Origin of the sequence: Tenuifilum sp., assembly GCF_037481895.1 — a bacterium.
In the GTDB taxonomy this organism is placed as follows: domain Bacteria; phylum Bacteroidota; class Bacteroidia; order Bacteroidales; family Tenuifilaceae; genus Tenuifilum; species Tenuifilum osseticum.
Genome location: NZ_JBBFKU010000006.1, coordinates 1 through 16388, shown reverse-complemented (window position 1 = coordinate 16388; position 16388 = coordinate 1). Strand labels below are relative to the sequence as shown.

The window sequence follows — 16388 nt, the reverse complement described above, 5'->3', positions numbered from 1 at the left end:
ATTTATGGCAGAACCATTAATTGCATTAGTAGATTCCAATGACAATATTATTGGGTATGGTGAGAAACAGCAAGTTCATATCGATGGAATTCTACACAGAGCATTTTCTATTCTAATTTGCAACAGCAAGGGTGATATGCTTATTCACCAAAGGGCGTACGAGAAATACCATTCACCAGGATTGTGGACAAATGCTTGCTGCAGCCATCTAACCGAAAGTGAACAGATGGAAACAGTTATTAATGAACGTTTAATGCATGAAATGGGCTTTTCGTGCCCTCTAAAGCATCTATTCACTTTTCATTACAGGGTGGAATTCGATAACGGTTTAGTTGAGAACGAGATTGATTGGGTTTATTTGGGACGGTTCGACGGCACTCCAAATCCGAACCCTAATGAAGTAGCAGGATGGAAATGGGTTAACATTGAATTTTTGGTTAACGATATTGAGAAAAACCCCGATCAATACACCTACTGGTTTAGGCATATCATGCAAGAGTACAAGCACAAGGTGCTTGAGGCCTTTCACAAGTGTAGGGTTGCTTAATCAATTCGCTTGGCTTTTAGTATTAGGCTGTTAGTAACAACCGAAACAGAACTAAATGCCATGGCTAGGGCTGCAATCATAGGATCGAGTAGTAATCCGGTAAATGGGTATAGAACCCCTGCGGCTATAGGAATACTGAGCAGGTTATAAATAGATGCCCAAAAAAGGTTTTGCCTAATTGTTTTTACAGTTTGTCGCGAAATTGCTATTAGCTCTGGGATTGCATTTAGGTCGGTCTTAAGGATTGTTACCTGTGAAGCATCAATCGCAATGTCCGATCCCTTGCCCATAGCAATGCTAACATCAGCTATGCTTAGCGCTTCGGTATCGTTTATTCCATCGCCAACCATGGCTACCATTTTGCCTTGGGCTTTTAGATTTTCAATGTAAGTTTTTTTACCGGCAGGTAGCATTCCCCTTTCGAACCTTTCAATGCCAACCTCGCTTGCAATTTTTTCAACACTCTTTGAGCTATCGCCCGACAGTATGATTGGCTCAATGCCAATATTCCTTAGCTTAGCAATTGCTGATGGGGCTGTATCCCTTATTTTATCCGTAATAGCTACAGTGGCTAACAACCGGTTTTCTTCAGCAAACCCAATAAGCGTGCCACTGATGCCGGTTTGGCTCGGCTTAACATCAATTATCCCAGATTGGTTCAAGAACTCCAAGCTACCAACGCGATAAATTTTACCATCAACTACTGCCTTCACTCCTTTTCCAGTTTCTTCGGAAAAAGATTCAATGGTAAACATTCTACTGCTTGCACCAATGAACTCAACAATTGATTTTGCAAGGGGATGATTGGAATGCTGCTCAATAATGCCAAGTATGCCAGGGTACTTATCATCGTGGTGGAACCAATTAATTGATTCAACTGTAGGCCTACCTTCGGTAAGCGTGCCTGTTTTATCGAATATTATCGTATCAATTTTGCACGCATGCTCAAGGCTTTCGGCATCGCGAACCAGTATGTTTTTTTGGGCAGCCTTGCCAATACCAACCATTATTGCTGTTGGAGTTGCCAATCCAAGTGCACAGGGGCATGCTATTGCCAAAACCGAAATGGCGGCAATAATACCATGGCTGAACGCTAAACCTGGAGCAATTACTAACCAAGCAGTAAATGTAAGAATGCTTATTGCGATGATAATAGGCACAAAAATTCCTGCAACTCTATCGGCTAGTTTCTGAACAGGGGCTTTTGAATTTTGAGCATTAGTAACGGTTTCGATGATTTTGCCCAAAACCGACTCTGAACCTATCTGTTCGGCCCTAACGTATAACAAACCGTTTAGATTAATTGTTCCAGCCCAAACTTTTTGGTTGATGCTTTTTTCGGCAGGTATTGGTTCACCAGTAATTGTGCTCTCATCTACCCAGCTATGACCTTCAGTTACTGTACCATCAACCGGAATACGCTCACCGGGCTTAACCATTACATTCATTCCTTTTCTTACCTCGGACAATGGAACCTCTTCAATACTTTCGTTTTGCTTTACCCATACCATTTGGGGCTGCAGCCCCATGATCTTTTTAATAGCTGAAGCCGTTTTACCTTTTGCTCTCTCTTCAAGCCATTTCCCCAGTAGAACAAAGGTAATTATCATGGCTGCCGATTCAAAGTAAAGGTGTGGCGTTATACCCCTGTATTGTAAATTATCTCTTAAGAGAATTGCTGCAATGCTATACAAATATGCAACTGTTGAACTAATGGAAATGAGGCTATCCATGTTCGCTTTAAAAAGCTTAAGCTGCTTGTAAGCATTTATGTGAAATTGCCTTCCAAACCAAAAAATTACAGGAGTTGAGAGTATCAATGCTATTATTGGGGTGTAACTCCAATGCATGAAAAACATTTGCACAACCATTAAGGGAATCGAAAGTAATAGTGAATAAATAAATCGGTTCCTAAGGGTATTGATGTGCAGTTTTTTTTCTGCATCAATATCGTAATTGTTGCTATCAATAACCAAGTCGTAACCAATTGAGCGAACAGCATTGCGAAGATTCTCCGGGGATGTAATATTGCTGTCAAAGTTTACCCAAACCGTGCTGCTGGCAAAATTAACCCCAGCATCCAAAACTCCCGGTTGGCTTTTAAGGATAGTTTCCACGCTAATTGCACAACCAGCACACGACATGCCTGTAACCTGAAATATTTTGCTTTCCATATTAGTAAAAAATAAATATGTAAAAGTATGTGAGTAAACTCTCAAAAAATGGTTTACTGCTATTGATAAAAAACAACTCTCATATTGAATAGGTTTAACCGAAGTGATATGAATTTATAGGAATGAGTCGGAATGAGTCGGAATGAGTCGGAATGAATCGGAATGAGACGGAATGAGTCGGAATGTGAGGAAGTTAGAAGAAGTTAGAAGAAGTTAGAAGAAGTTAGAAGAAGTTAGAAGAAGTTAGAGGAAGTTAGAGGAAGTTAGAGGAAGTTAGAGGAATAGTGAGAAAAACGATTAATTCATAGTACTTGGGTTTAAAGCAGAGCATTTTAAAAAAGTAAAAAGCACGCCAAGCGGTGGCGTGCAAAAACTTAGGAAAGTCAGAATACGAGAGTTAAATTGATTCAGTTTCCACAACCTTTGCCAGCAAATCGGCGTAAGGTATTAGGAGGTAAGTTTTTCCTTCGAATTCAACCTCGGTTCCTGAATACTTCTTAAAAACCACCAGATCGTTAATAGCAATTTCGGAGTTCTCGATGTTGCCTACGGCAACTACCCTTGCCCACGATGGTTTTTCCTTGGCTGTATCGGGAATAATGATACCCGATGATGTAACCTGTTCAGTGTTATCGTCGCTCAGGTCGAGCACAACATGCTGGTTAACTGGTACTAATTCCTTCATATCGAACAAATTTATTGGGTTTGAATATTAAGTAGTCGTTTAATTTTTTGCTGGTCGAAGCCTACCACCCATTCACCGCCAATGTTGGCTTGAGGAACACCCTGTTGGCCTGTTGCTGAAACCATTTGGCGAGCAGCCTCATGGTCGCGCGAAACGTCGATATCAGTAAAAACTATACCATTCTTACGCAGGAAGCTTTTGAGGGTGTTGCACCATGGGCAGGTTGGTGTAGAATAAACAGTCACACTCTTTTGTTGATTTGAGTTTTGGGCTTTTTGCTGGTAAACAGCATTCTCAAAAAGTTGCCTGTAGAACTGTGCATCGTGGCAGCCCTTTACCATATCTTTAAGTTGACCCTTTTCAAAAACCAGAAGCGAGGGAGCACTGGTTACTCCGAAGTGCTTGTGTATTTCAGGGTAGGTTGGGGCATCAACATAAAATACATTATCCATTTTTGTAGTGTTAACAGCTTCGTTAACTGCACTGAACGCACAGTCACTAACCCCTGTTCCCTTTTTAAATACTAAGAGGTAAGCCCTTTCCTTTCCCTTAATTTGTTCAGTGAATTCTGTTAGTTTGGTTATCTCGCGCATAGCTATCAATTTTTAAAAGTCATAATCAAATTTTAAACCAAATATACAATAATGTAAATATGTCAATGCAAAATATGACAAGTTTGCTGATTTTGAAAATTTGTCATTATTTTGAAACTTAAATTTACAACACAAAAAAAGCCATTTGCCTACACGTAAGTTCCATTCACAGAAAAAATGGAGTAAAACGTATCGATAAAAGATTAGTCCACGTATGATTCAGTAAAAAATTGCAGTTGGTTTAAAAGGAAAAACTATGATTAAATCATTTTTCTGGAAAAATTCACTACTAATATTATTTTTCTCCTTGTCCTATTCCGGTTTTGCGGTAATACCTTCACAGGAACCTCAAGGTGTTGATGATTTTATTAAACTGGCCAGGGAATACGAAAATGCCGGGAATGCAAATCAGGCTGTTTACTACTACGATAAGGCAGCAAATTCCTACTGGCGAGCAAATGACTACCAAAACGCAATAGTTTATTTTGAGAAAGCCCTTGAGAATATTACTAAAGTTGGGAATAAGAATGGCGAAAAGCTTTTATATGTAAATCTTGGTTTAGTTTATTCTGAAATTTCAGACTATACCCATGCTCAAAAATGTTTTGAGAGTGCGCTTAACATTTCCACTTCAAGCGGGAAAAAAGGGGACGTTGGTCAAATACTTTATAATATTTCAACGGTTCAGATTGAGCAGGGTAACTATCAGGGCGCATTGTCAAATCTTACTAAAACAGAAGCTATAGCACAGGAGGTTGGCGATCAGAAATTGCTACGTAATGTATACTACAATTACAACAGGGCTTATGAGGGTTTGAAGAATACTGAAAAAGCTGCAGAATATTTTAGCCTGTATGCCATGCTAACCAAGAAAATACAGGCCGAGGAAATCAGGAAGAAAGAATTGCAGGCAAAAGCCATGGTTGATAGCGCAGGTAGGGTTGTGCAGCAGGTATCACAGGAAAAGGAGCATACTGAAAAGAGACTTGTTGAAACAAGTAAGGAATTGAAGGAAAAAGAGCAAACCCTCAAAGAGGTTGAAGAGTTAACCCGTGAGCAGCAAATGCAGATAGAGCTTTTAAACGCTGAGATGAAGTTACGCGACGCAGTAATTCAACATCAAAAGTTGCTTCAGAAGGTTTACATTGGTTTAATACTATTCTCGTTGGCATTTGCAGCAGCACTTTACTACGCATACGTTCAGAAACGCAGGGCAAACAGATTACTAAAAGAGAAAAACGATGAGATTTCCAGACAGCGCGATGCTATTAGCCGTCAGGCCGATGAGTTACGTGAGTTGAATGCTCTCAAAGATAAGCTGTTCTCAATAATTGCCCATGACCTTAGGAGTCCGCTTTTTTCATTAATTACCATGCTCAACATTGCAAAGGAAGGTCATTTTACTCCTGAAAATTTCAAGGAGATACTCGATGAGCTCTCGGTTAACGTTAACCATACTACAGCACTACTTGAGAATCTGTTAACCTGGGCTAAAACCCAAATGCATGGGGTAAAGGTTAATCCTCAGAACTTCGACTTAAATCAGTTGGTGAATTCTCGTATTCAGCTATTGAACGAGGCTGCTGAAAATAAGGAGATCAAGTTAAAGAACAGTATTCCGGATGGTACCTTTGTTTTTGCCGATACCGATATGAGTGATATTGTAATTCGTAATCTGATTTCCAATGCCATAAAATTCTGTAATGCTGGCGATAGGATCACAATATGGAGTACTACCTGTGCGGATAGGGTAACTGTATGTGTTGAGGATACCGGTAGGGGTATGACACCCGATGTACTTCAAAAGCTATTTGGTACCCAAATTACCTCCACGCCTGGAACCAAGAATGAAAAGGGTACGGGATTGGGACTGATTCTATGTAAAGAGTTTGTTCAAATGAATGGTGGTGAGATCTGGGCCGAAAGCCAACCCGATAAGGGTAGCAAGTTCTTCTTTACATTGCCAAAAGCCAGTGTTTAAAGGTTGTTCAATTTCTATTTTGGCCAAATCATTTGGGGTTAAGTTTTTCTAACCCCTTTTTTATTGACTTGAAATCTTAAATTTTATATCTTTAGAACAAATAGAAAATTCTATGAGTATAGCCCTTATAAAATATTTATCGGAATGGGGAAAACGACCTAGCGATATGTACAAGGAGCCAGGGCCGGTTGTAACCATTTCGCGCGAAATGGGGTGCCCGGGTAAACAGGTTTCTTCAACACTAATTGAGGAATTAAATAAAAGGTACAGGTTGAAAAATGAGTTAGCCTGGCGTTGGTTGGCAAAGGAAGAGATTCTCCACATTGCATCTGCTAAACTTGGTTTACCTAAGGAGGATATTGACTATGTGTTTGAAGCAAAGCGCAAGGGAATAATGCAGGAGATACTAGAGTCAATGTCAACAAAATACTATAAAAGCGATAAACACATTCAGAATACAGTAAAAAACATTATTCGATCCGAAGCCTCAAAAGGGCATGTTGTTATTCTGGGAAGAGGCGGTGTAGCAATAACCCGTGATATTCCTCGTTCAATTCATATACACCTTGAAGCCCCTTTTGAATGGCGAGTGTTGCGGGTTGAGGAAATGTACCATTTTGAACCCAGGGAGGCTGAACTGTATGTCCGTGAAATTGACCGTAAGCGCGAAGAGATTAGGGTTTATTTTGGCGGGAAGGACACTGATTATACCCGCTTTGATATCACCTTTAATGCCATGACCCTATCGGTGCAGGAGATTGTTGATATTATAATCCATGCCATGGAGGTGCGTAACCTTATCGTTTAATAAAGTCCTTAGCTAACGTGTTCAATAACGATCTTTACTCCCAGCCCAATTAGTATAAGCCCACCTATTATCTCCATTCTTTTACCCAACACGCTGCCAATACTTTTTCCGAAAAGCATACCAAGCATGGCTACCAAAAAAGTAACGGAGCCAATTATAAGGTATGCATGCAGCATGTTTACATTTACCGCTACAAACCCTATCCCTACTGCAAAAGCATCGATACTGGTTGCTAATGCAAGGGTAAAAAGTACTTTTGGGTTTAGTGGATCAAGAGTGCTTTTGTTCTCCTCCCTTCCAAATGCCTCAACAATCATTTTTATGCCTATAAGGCAAAGCAATGCCAGCGCTAACCAGTGATCAATAGGCTCAATAACCGATTTTATAGCTAACCCGAAACCCCAGCCCAAAAGCGGCATTGTTGACTGAAAAAAAGCAAATACTGCTGCAACCCTAAAGGCCTCCCAAAATACAATATGTTTCCGGGCTATTCCGCACGTGATTGATACTGCAAAGGTATCGAAGGAAAGACCTATTGCTAGAAGAGTAATGGTAAAAAAAGACATGATAATTCAAAATTTTGACAAAGATAAAGATAATAGGGGAGAAGTTGGATTTTGGGGGATTAGGAAGTTCGTTAAACGTGAGCCGTGAACCGTGAACCGTGAGACATGAAACGTGATATTTGAGCCGTGAACCGTAAACCGTGAAACGTGAAAGGTAAAGCGTGAGCCATGAAACGTAAAAAGTATACCATAAACTGTTTAACGTTTAACGAATAACGTTTAACGATTATCCTTTACCCTTCCTCACCTACTTCCCTATAACCTCAATTTCAACCCTACGGTTAAGTGCACGGTTTTCTTCGGTATCGTTAGGTGCTATTGGAACTGTATTACCAAAGCCACGAACCTGCAGATTGCTAAAGCCATTCTCAATCAGGTACTGGGCAACCCGTTTAGCGCGATCCTCTGCAATCTTCTGATTGTTAATTGCTTCAAGGTCATCGGAGTGTCCCTGAACCTCAACCTTAATGCCAGGATTTTGGCGCAGAATACTGATCAAGCGGTTAAGCTCAGCAACTGTTTCGGGGCCAAGGTCAGCTTTGTTGATATCGAATCGGATGTTGAGTTCAAGCTTTGAGCCTATTGCTATAGGTTTAAGCAGTACATCGCGGGTAACATTCATAAACGTGGTAACCTGGTTCAGGTTAAGATTTTCGGCATAGTACCAGTAATCGTCGGCAACAACCTCAAGGGCATAAATATCATCGGCTGCAAACGATATGGCATAATCGCCTGTTTGCGGGTTGGAGTAAACGGATCCCACAATGCTATTGTTCTTGGTGTTAACCAGGTTAACGCGTGCCCTTAGTGGCTTGAGCGATAGCGCATCCTTAACTGTACCCCTTAGGTTTGTTCGACGGATTTGTGTAACTCCCTCGGCAGCTAGGTCCTGAGCCGATGGGCTAAAGTTGATACGGCGTATCTTTTCATCAAATACAAAGTTTACCTCAAACTGCTTGTAGCCATTGAACTGAACCCGGAAGTTGTTCTGGCGTAGGTCAAAGTCCTGGTAATAAATGTTGTTAATATTAACAATGTACTCATCGGTAACGGGAGCATAAATAACAAACTCGCCATTCTTATCGGTAAGTGTGGAGTAAGTATTTCCTCGGCTATCGGTAGCGGTTACCCTTACATTTGAAACATCAACTTTCCCTAATCCTGATAATTTACTACGATTTAGAATAACTCGACCAAAAACTTTGTTTTTTTCAACAAAAGGGATATACAGAGTCATATCCTTATTAAGTGTAAAATTGATGTCTATATCAGCTTTAGAGAATGTTCCAGCTTCATTACCAACAGGGTTATATGATAGTTCATAAATTCCTGCAGGAATATTTTCATAAACCACTTCGCCATATTGGTTTGAAAGTAATTCGCCGGAAGTAAAGTCAGCATATTCCATGGCCTCGCTATCAACCCTTTGAATATTTACCAGAACATTTTTAATTCCCGGTTCATTCTCATTCATTATCCTGTTACCGTTGAAATCCTTGAAAAATACTAGTTTCAAGGTGTGGAATTTCAGGTAGGGTTGTTGAATGCCAAACTCCTTACGCACACTAGCTTCGAAGTACATATTCTGAAAACGCTCGACTGCTTCGGTTGGCGTTACCCTGGATTGTATGGTGTAAACATTTAAAAATCGTAGTTGCCAATCTTTGGGTAGATACCAATAAATTTGAGAGGTTATGTTGGAATAGCTTGATTTAGAAACTAAATCGTTAGAGTATGAGATATTTACCTGCAAGCGCAGCATTTCTTTATAGATAAAGGAATCAAAGTAAGGCATAACCCTTAAAAGGCGGTTTGGCCTGGAAGCATAATACCAGCTAAACTGCTCGTATACCGAACGTGGGCCATTGGTATACATGGCTTGAAAGCCCCAGCGTGGTTGTCGCAAATTGAGTGAGAAATACTGATAATTAAATTTAGCACGTGTAGGGGGTATGGAAAAGGTTGAATCAACAAAATAAATGGGTTTATGGATTACATTTACAAATCCAGTAAATACTTGTGCAGTTAAAGAACTACCGGGTTTCTCGCCTTTAAAACGGAAACCAACATTGTAATTATAAACTAATGTTGAAAAATAATCTTGACCCCTTCTAATAACAGGGAAGATATCTGATGAATTAACTTCAAAACCTGGCCCAGTAAAAAAGTGTATCCTGTTATTTGGAAAGTACCCCCACGTAACCAACTGCTTATGGAAATTAGTAAATGGCTGTTTTACTAAGTTGTAGGTACGGTAATCGCCTGGGCTATTCCGGTTGTCAATTGCGTAGTATTGTATATAATTTTTATCATTAAGGGTATAAACAAATTGCGACATCAATTCGGACCGACCATTAAAACTTGAGTTTAGAAAAGGTTGACCAGATTTAAAACGAACTGATGCATTAAGTTTTCTGGTATTGAAGTTTACATAGGCTGTATGGCCTAAAGCAACTTTATTAAAAACAGTATCATTTGGCCTTCCAAATTTTACTTGATTGTAAGCAATATCGTAACCTAATCTTAGTCTTTTTATTGGTGCAAGCCTAAAACCAGTTAAACCAATAGTAGAGGTGAAATTCTCGTTAAGCGATTCTGTATAAACACCCCCTAGTTTAAAACCATAGTTTTGAGAGGGAGAAAATTCAAGTTCTGCTCCAAAATTATTTTGTGGATTTATAACTCTTTGAGTTGCAATGGCTTCAAACCTGAATTTTTTTATACTAATTCCAGCACTTCCGCCTCGTCCGTAAAGACTACTTTCAATGCTCTTATTAATATCACCTGCCTGAATAAAATATTTACCGTTTCTATAACCAACCCACATTCTGTTATAGCGATAAAGATTTTCAGTTGGTGTTGTATTATCGTTGTTATAAAAAAAGTAAATCTCCCTTTGTTTACGAAATAAAATATTACCTTGTATTATTGATGCATATGCAGGTTTTGCATAGTTTGAGAATAGCCCTCGGGCAAAAAGCTCCGCAATTAGAACCCTACGGGATTCGGGTATGTAATTTGTATATGAATATGATAAATTTTTAAGCCAGCTGGTTGCGCGGAATATGCTATCGATAGTTTTAGCTTGTATATTCAACTTAAATAAATCGCGGCTAGTTTGAATTTCTTTGTCCAAGTAAACGTCAAAAATAACAGTTGAATCGGTGTAAGGAGCTATATTAACATCCTGGATATAATTTTTTAACCGGGCAGTTCCAATGCCTAAGTAGTTATCGGTTTCCAGGTTAATACTTACAAGTTCCTCCCTATTACCCCTATTTTCAATTTTTACTTTAATGGGAGCATATCCCGTTTGTTGGTCCAAATACTCAAATCGGGTAAGAAATTTCACCTTAAGGTCAACCTCGCGGGGTACCTTTACAAAACTGTACTCATTCTTAATAAGATTACCTCGAGAGTCCGAAATTGCTGCAATTATTGAGTACCCAATATCACCTCGAACATTTTCACCAACTGCTACCCTAACGGGTATTAGAGTTGAGTCGAGCGGGGGAAGTGTTAACTCTTGCTTCTCATAACCCAATACTTGCCAACCTGAAGGTACAGTAAGCTGAAAAGTAAAGGTTTGTGGTTGTGAGGATTGATTTATTACTTTAACAACGTTGAAAATTGTTTTTCCTTTGCTTGCTTCAACGCTATGCTTTACAAATTTAATATCAATTTTTTGTGGTTCGAAAGTATTAAAAAATAAATATTGGCCCATTAAATTATGGGCAATAAAAAATAATGGTAATAATACTATTCTTTTGTAACTCACTTTCAAAACATCAGGGGTTAATTTCCACCAATGTAAAAATTAGATCAACAAAGTAATAATCGGGCCGCCTACCCAATAAAGGGGTAGCGGGAGGTGTACCGCATTCATAAGTAATCACAATTTCGCCTGTTACAGGTGATGCACCCGGATCGCCACCTTCCACAATAATTTGATTAGCACTGGATAGTGTAATATCGGTTGTTGTAGTACCGGGAATTGTTGTATTTGGTTTTACTTGTATTGCAGTAAGGGGAATATCAGGTGCAGCGCCATCCGATTGTATGGTGGCTGAACCAGCTCTTACCAATAGTCTCCAACCTATACTAGTCCCATCGCCTCCGGCATTTGAGGTATCCCTATAGTGAATATTTAATCGGGTCCAATTGTTTAATACTTTCCCTGATGAATACTCAGTAAGGGATTTAAAGCTAAATGCAACCGACCCTCCGGAAGTCACCCAGATCCTTTTAGTAATATTCTGGGCTCTTACTTTACCATTAAAAGGTAAGGTAAATACTAGTAATGTTAGGAAATATAAAATAAATACCTTACTACACAACCTACTACAGGCCATTACCGTTATGATTAATGCGAAAGGATAGGGCCTAAGCCCTATCCTGCTATTTAGGAACAAGCTCTAAAAATACATTGGTAATGTACCTATCGGGGGTTAAACTTTGCGCAAGTAGTGAACTTGCATTCATTGCTCCTTCAGAGGTGCCAAGTCTCCAACGAATAGTAAAATTATTCTTGTCGGCTCCACCGGCAGCCGCTCCGGCTACACCGGTTACAATATTCTGTGCCCCATTGGTCAATGCTAATACCGCTGCAGGCAAAGCCCAGTTAGCTGGATCGTTACCAGAACCTGATTCTGAAAGATCGAGACCTACATTGTTTAGAGGCATGGTATTAGCTGCATTGTCTTGCCCTAAAAAGTTAGCATCCTCAGCTCTAATTGTAACATTAAAGTCCTGAGAAGCTGAAACTGTAAAATTTGTTTGGTAACGAGCATCACCACCCCCAGTATTTATACCAGAAGTGTATTGATCTATTGTGTTTACAACAAAATCAATGTTACCACCCGATACAACCGTTAAGCGTAAAATTGAGTTCAGTGTAACCGACACAGGAATAATGGCCTGGTCGTTTACTGCCTGCCCAAAGCCAGCCTGGCTAAGGAGCAACATGGCTGCTGCAAAAAATAGTTTTCTCATAGCTGTAAGTGTTAAGTTAATAAATAGTGTTTAGAGAATTTAGTTCCAGTTAATTGAAATATTTTTTAAAAATAATATATTTTTTTTTTCACATGCAAATTTTGTTGATAAAATCTTTGTTTTTGGAGATAAAAGGTTGTTAGGCTTGGGGAAAGGGGGATGGGGAAAGTTAAAAGTTAAAAGTTAAAAGTGAAAAGAGGTTTGTGAGCCGTGAACCGTGAGCCGTGAACCGTGAATCGTGAACCGTTAAACGGTATCGATTAACCATCAACTGTCAACTCCGCTTGTCATCCTGAGCGAAGCGAAGGATCTATTGAATAGTGTGCAGTGTACAGTGTGCAGTGTATAGGGGTTTTTAGTGTTTGGTGTTTAGTGAAAGGCTTTTTTTCACTATCAACTATCAACCATCAACTGTCAACTCACCATGTCATCCTGAGCGAAGCGAAGGAACTCTAATCGACCCCAATAAGTTGTTTCGCTAACGCTCAACATGACAATAGTCTTGTGAGCTGTAAAAAACAAGTAACACAGAGTTACACAATGTAATACAGCGTTTCACAGAGTGAATGACATGACATTCACGAACAACGACCAATGCTTCCAGCCCCGTAGGGGCGTAATATTTGTAACTCCATGAAACTTCCGTATGTACAGCGATGCACGCAATACATAATCCAAAGAGCAAGGGTTAACCGTTGCATCGCAAAGGAAAAGCATTGCAAAAAGCTATAACACGTTCTTTCTTGTCTTGATACAAGAAAGAACCAAAGAAGATCAAGGCTGAAAAGCCCAACCCGATGGGTGCCCCGTGGGTGGAACTGCCACGCGATACTATTCGCCACGCCTGCGGCGTGACTCATGTGGTATCGCTTACTATACCCACCGCCACGTTCCGCCCCCGACCTATTGCCGGGTCAGGCTTTTATGCCATTGCTTGCCTCTTCCGCTCCACTCCCTCTCAGGAAGAAGGGCTGGGTTGAAGATGTTTCCTATATTCAACCTAGATGACCCCTCTAAATCTCCCCTGAGAGGGGAGACTTTAGCCCTGCAATCAGGCCTCCTAATTGCTTCACCCCTCTCCTGTCAGGAGAGGGGAGGGGGTGAGGTCGTTTTTTACGAACAACGAGCAACGAATAACGAGCAACTACCCTCTACCTCTTGCTTTCAAGCATTTTTTGTAGAGCGTACATTTCGTCGCGGTAGCGGGCGGCTTCAATAAAGTTAAGTTGTTTGGCTTCAGCCTCCATGGCCTGACGTGCATGCTCGATGGCTTGGATGAGTTCATCGCGGGTCATGTACTTAACAACAGGATCGGCAGCATAGTCAACCTTTTCGGGTTCCACATATACCTTAGCAGCCGATTGCATGCTGCCCATTATTGGCTTATGGGCTTTGACTATCTGGGTAGGTGTGATGCCATGTTTCTCGTTGTAACGTAGCTGTTTTTCACGACGACGATTGGTTTCCTCAATGGTAATGCGCATGGAGTCGGTAATCTTATCGGCATACATAATTACCCTACCATTAATGTTTCGCGCTGCTCTACCAGCGGTTTGGGTAAGTGAACGCGCGGAGCGCAAAAATCCCTCCTTATCGGCATCGAGTATGGCAACGAGCGAAACCTCAGGCAGATCGAGCCCCTCACGCAGCAGGTTAACACCAACCAGAACATCGAAGAGCCCTTTCCGCAAATCCTCCATGATTTGCACGCGCTCAAGGGTATCGACATCGGAGTGAATATACCTGCACCGGATATCGAGGCGGGTTAAATATTTTGTTAGTTCCTCGGCCATGCGTTTGGTGAGGGTGGTCACCAGTACTCGCTCATCGCGGGTAACGCATTGGTTTATTTCCCCAATTAAATCATCAACCTGGGTTTGGCATGGCCGAACAATAATTGGGGGATCGAGTAGGCCGGTGGGTCTAACCACCTGATCAACCACAATGCCCTGGCATTTTGTAAGCTCATAATCGGCAGGAGTTGCACTAACAAAAATGGTTTGCCCAACCAGCTGTTCAAACTCCTCGAACCTAAGGGGGCGGTTATCGATTGCTGCGGGCAGCCTAAAACCATACTCTACCAGCGTTTGCTTGCGGGAGTTGTCGCCACCATACATGGCCCTTATCTGGGGTATGGTAACATGGCTTTCGTCAATAACAGTTATAAAATCGTCGGGAAAGTAGTCGAGCAGGCAGAACGGGCGCATGCCCGGAGGGCGACCATCAAAGTAACGCGAGTAGTTCTCTATACCCGGGCAGTATCCAAGTTCGCGAATCATTTCCAGGTCGTACTCCACTCGCTCTTTAATGCGTTTGGCTTCCAGTAAACGCCCTTGGCTCTGGAAGAATTCAACCTGTTTAACTAAATCATCCTGAATTTGTCTGATAGCCTCGTTGATACGCTCCTTCCCAGCAATAAAAATATTTGCCGGGTAAATAACAGTATCGTCTAACGTTTCAATGAAACGCCCAGAAACAGGGTCGAACTCCTCAATGGTTTCAATTTCATCGCCCCAAAAAATGATACGAATACCTTTATCGCCGTATGCAAGGTAAACATCAACGCTATCGCCTTTAACCCTAAAGGTACCACGCTTAAACTCCACCTCGTTCCTTGAGTAAAGACTATCAACTAGCTGGCGTAGTAAATGGTTGCGAGTAATTTTTTGTCCAACCCTAAGGTTTATCTTGCTGTTGTAGAAATCCTGTGGGTTTCCAATACCGTAAAGGCACGATACTGAGGAAACAACAACAACGTCGCGCCTTCCTGATAGCAATGAGGAAGTGGCGCTAAGCCTTAACTTTTCAATTTCGTCGTTAATGGAAAGATCTTTCTCAATGTAAGTATCGGTTACGGGTAGGTAAGCTTCCGGCTGGTAGTAGTCATAGTATGAAACAAAGTACTCAACGGCATTTTCGGGGAAAAAGGCTTTAAACTCTCCGTAAAGTTGAGCGGCCAGAGTTTTATTGTGGCTAAGCACCAAAACGGGTCTATTAAGGTTGGCAATAACGTTAGCAATGGTAAATGTTTTACCCGAGCCGGTTACCCCGAGCAGGGTCTGGTACCTATCGCCACGTATCAATCCTTCGGTTAGCTGGTTTATTGCTTCAGGCTGATCACCTGCTGGTTTAAAATCCGATATTAGCTTGAATTCCATATTCCACAAATGTAGTAAAAATAGTGTAAAAGTGTGCTGCGAACAAGATAATGAGACTAAGCCACAAAGCGGGATTCAAAGTTCAAGGTTTAGGAGTTTGTATTGCAAAGCGGGATTCAATATTAAGTTCAACGTTTCCAGCCCCGTAGGGCAAATCAACTGAGCCCAGGGTTTTAACCCTGGGTATTGTGGGATTCAAAATTATAGGCGATGCATACAATACTTTTTCCAAAGAGCAAGGAGGAAGCGTTGCATCGCAACAGAAAAGTAATGCAAAGAGCCATTCACATGTTCTTTCTTGTCTTGATACAAGAAAGAACCAAAGAAAATCAAGGCTGAAAAGCCCGACCCGATGGGTGCCCCGTGGGTGGAACTGCCGCGCGATACTATTCGTCACGCCTGCGGCGTGACTCATGTGGTATCGCTTACAAAGCCCACCGCCACGTTCCACCCCCGACCCATTGCCGGGTCGGGCTTTTATGCCTCTGCTTGCTTCTTCCGCTCCATCCCCTCTTAGGAAAAGGGTTTGGGTGAGGTAATATTCCACGAACAACTTACACGAATAACTTCATTTGTCATCCTGAGCGTAGCGAAGGATCTCTAATTGACCCATTGAGATGTTTCGCTTGCGCTCAACATGACAATAGTTTCAAGAACAACGAACAACGCTTCCAGCCCCGTAGGGGCGAAACATTTGTAACTCCATGGCCGCACCCACATGTATTGCGATGCACGCTGTGGTATTCCAAAGAGTAAGAGTGAAGCGTTGCATCGCAACCTAAAAGTATGGCAAAGAGCGATTTACACGTTCTTTCTTGTCTTGATACAAGAAAGAACCAAAGAAGATCAAGGCTGAAAAGCCCGACCCGATGGGTGCCCCGTGG

At 41.3% G+C, this 16388-nt stretch carries 13 protein-coding genes; 5 read left to right on the top strand and 8 right to left on the bottom strand.

What is annotated here, in order from left to right:
- Window positions 1–4: 4 nt before the first annotated feature.
- Window positions 5–547: an isopentenyl-diphosphate Delta-isomerase gene (idi, locus tag WHS63_RS02795; RefSeq protein ID WP_445203799.1), complete on the top strand. Its 543-nt coding sequence runs from the start codon at window positions 5–7 to the stop codon at window positions 545–547.
- On the opposite strand, the gene WHS63_RS02790 is transcribed toward idi, so the two are convergent.
- The 3 genes from WHS63_RS02790 to WHS63_RS02780 all read right to left on the bottom strand — a co-directional run bounded on the left by WHS63_RS02790 (window position 544) and on the right by WHS63_RS02780 (window position 3999).
- Window positions 544–2721: a heavy metal translocating P-type ATPase gene (locus tag WHS63_RS02790; protein WP_445203798.1), complete on the bottom strand. Its 2178-nt coding sequence runs from the start codon at window positions 2719–2721 to the stop codon at window positions 544–546. The two genes, idi and WHS63_RS02790, sit on opposite strands and share 4 nt — an antisense overlap.
- Before the next feature lie 397 nt (window positions 2722–3118).
- Entirely contained in the window at window positions 3119–3406 is a 288-nt protein-coding gene (locus tag WHS63_RS02785) for a GroES family chaperonin (RefSeq protein ID WP_445198612.1), read from the bottom strand.
- An 11-nt stretch (window positions 3407–3417) separates the two neighbouring features.
- Window positions 3418–3999 carry a glutaredoxin domain-containing protein gene (locus WHS63_RS02780; protein WP_445203797.1) on the bottom strand — a complete coding sequence of 194 codons (582 nt, stop codon included), beginning with the start codon at window positions 3997–3999 and terminating at the stop codon, window positions 3418–3420.
- Window positions 4000–4255: 256 nt separating this feature from the next.
- On the opposite strand from WHS63_RS02780, the gene WHS63_RS02775 reads away from it, so the two are divergent.
- Both WHS63_RS02775 and WHS63_RS02770 read left to right on the top strand, forming a co-directional pair.
- The gene (locus WHS63_RS02775) at window positions 4256–5980 is read left to right on the top strand and encodes an ATP-binding protein (RefSeq protein ID WP_445203796.1); all 1725 of its coding nucleotides are present in this window, start codon (window positions 4256–4258) and stop codon (window positions 5978–5980) included.
- A gap of 112 nt (window positions 5981–6092) precedes the next feature.
- Window positions 6093–6788 (top strand): cytidylate kinase-like family protein, encoded by a 696-nt coding sequence (locus tag WHS63_RS02770; RefSeq protein ID WP_445203795.1) that lies wholly within the window; start codon window positions 6093–6095, stop codon window positions 6786–6788.
- An 8-nt stretch (window positions 6789–6796) separates the two neighbouring features.
- On the opposite strand, the gene WHS63_RS02765 is transcribed toward WHS63_RS02770, so the two are convergent.
- The 4 genes from WHS63_RS02765 to WHS63_RS02750 all read right to left on the bottom strand — a co-directional run bounded on the left by WHS63_RS02765 (window position 6797) and on the right by WHS63_RS02750 (window position 12346).
- Window positions 6797–7354 (bottom strand): manganese efflux pump MntP, encoded by a 558-nt coding sequence (locus tag WHS63_RS02765; RefSeq protein WP_445203794.1) that lies wholly within the window; start codon window positions 7352–7354, stop codon window positions 6797–6799.
- A gap of 247 nt (window positions 7355–7601) precedes the next feature.
- The gene (locus tag WHS63_RS02760) at window positions 7602–11078 is read right to left on the bottom strand and encodes an OmpA family protein (protein ID WP_445203793.1); all 3477 of its coding nucleotides are present in this window, start codon (window positions 11076–11078) and stop codon (window positions 7602–7604) included.
- 64 nt (window positions 11079–11142) lie between these two features.
- Complete coding sequence (locus tag WHS63_RS02755) at window positions 11143–11589, bottom strand: hypothetical protein (RefSeq protein WP_445203792.1); 447 nt, start codon at window positions 11587–11589, stop codon at window positions 11143–11145.
- A gap of 163 nt (window positions 11590–11752) precedes the next feature.
- Entirely contained in the window at window positions 11753–12346 is a 594-nt protein-coding gene (locus WHS63_RS02750; protein WP_445203791.1) for a hypothetical protein, read from the bottom strand.
- Between the two features lie 797 nt (window positions 12347–13143).
- Here WHS63_RS02750 and WHS63_RS02745 point away from each other — a divergent pair.
- Window positions 13144–13326, top strand: a complete 183-nt coding sequence (locus WHS63_RS02745; RefSeq protein ID WP_445203790.1) for a hypothetical protein — start codon at window positions 13144–13146, stop codon at window positions 13324–13326.
- 171 nt (window positions 13327–13497) lie between these two features.
- Here the strand turns inward: WHS63_RS02745 and uvrB are convergent, their stop codons facing one another.
- On the bottom strand, window positions 13498–15504 hold the full coding sequence (gene uvrB / locus WHS63_RS02740; protein WP_445203789.1) for an excinuclease ABC subunit UvrB: 2007 nt from the start codon (window positions 15502–15504) through the stop codon (window positions 13498–13500).
- Between the two features lie 352 nt (window positions 15505–15856).
- Between uvrB and WHS63_RS02735 the strand changes: the two genes are divergently transcribed.
- Entirely contained in the window at window positions 15857–16021 is a 165-nt protein-coding gene (locus WHS63_RS02735) for a hypothetical protein (protein WP_445203788.1), read from the top strand.
- Window positions 16022–16388: the final 367 nt, after the last annotated feature.

What these genes read in the sequence shown, in the direction of transcription:
- idi (WP_445203799.1), top strand. Translation starts at nt 5, where the DNA reads ATGGCAGAACCATTAATTGCATTAGTAGATTCCAATGACAATATTATT.
- WHS63_RS02790 (WP_445203798.1), bottom strand. Translation starts at nt 2,721, where the DNA reads ATGGAAAGCAAAATATTTCAGGTTACAGGCATGTCGTGTGCTGGTTGT.
- WHS63_RS02785 (WP_445198612.1), bottom strand. Translation starts at nt 3,406, where the DNA reads ATGAAGGAATTAGTACCAGTTAACCAGCATGTTGTGCTCGACCTGAGC.
- WHS63_RS02780 (WP_445203797.1), bottom strand. Translation starts at nt 3,999, where the DNA reads ATGCGCGAGATAACCAAACTAACAGAATTCACTGAACAAATTAAGGGA.
- WHS63_RS02775 (WP_445203796.1), top strand. Translation starts at nt 4,256, where the DNA reads ATGATTAAATCATTTTTCTGGAAAAATTCACTACTAATATTATTTTTC.
- WHS63_RS02770 (WP_445203795.1), top strand. Translation starts at nt 6,093, where the DNA reads ATGAGTATAGCCCTTATAAAATATTTATCGGAATGGGGAAAACGACCT.
- WHS63_RS02765 (WP_445203794.1), bottom strand. Translation starts at nt 7,354, where the DNA reads ATGTCTTTTTTTACCATTACTCTTCTAGCAATAGGTCTTTCCTTCGAT.
- WHS63_RS02760 (WP_445203793.1), bottom strand. Translation starts at nt 11,078, where the DNA reads ATGGGCCAATATTTATTTTTTAATACTTTCGAACCACAAAAAATTGAT.
- WHS63_RS02750 (WP_445203791.1), bottom strand. Translation starts at nt 12,346, where the DNA reads ATGAGAAAACTATTTTTTGCAGCAGCCATGTTGCTCCTTAGCCAGGCT.
- WHS63_RS02745 (WP_445203790.1), top strand. Translation starts at nt 13,144, where the DNA reads ATGGGTGCCCCGTGGGTGGAACTGCCACGCGATACTATTCGCCACGCC.
- uvrB (WP_445203789.1), bottom strand. Translation starts at nt 15,504, where the DNA reads ATGGAATTCAAGCTAATATCGGATTTTAAACCAGCAGGTGATCAGCCT.
- WHS63_RS02735 (WP_445203788.1), top strand. Translation starts at nt 15,857, where the DNA reads ATGGGTGCCCCGTGGGTGGAACTGCCGCGCGATACTATTCGTCACGCC.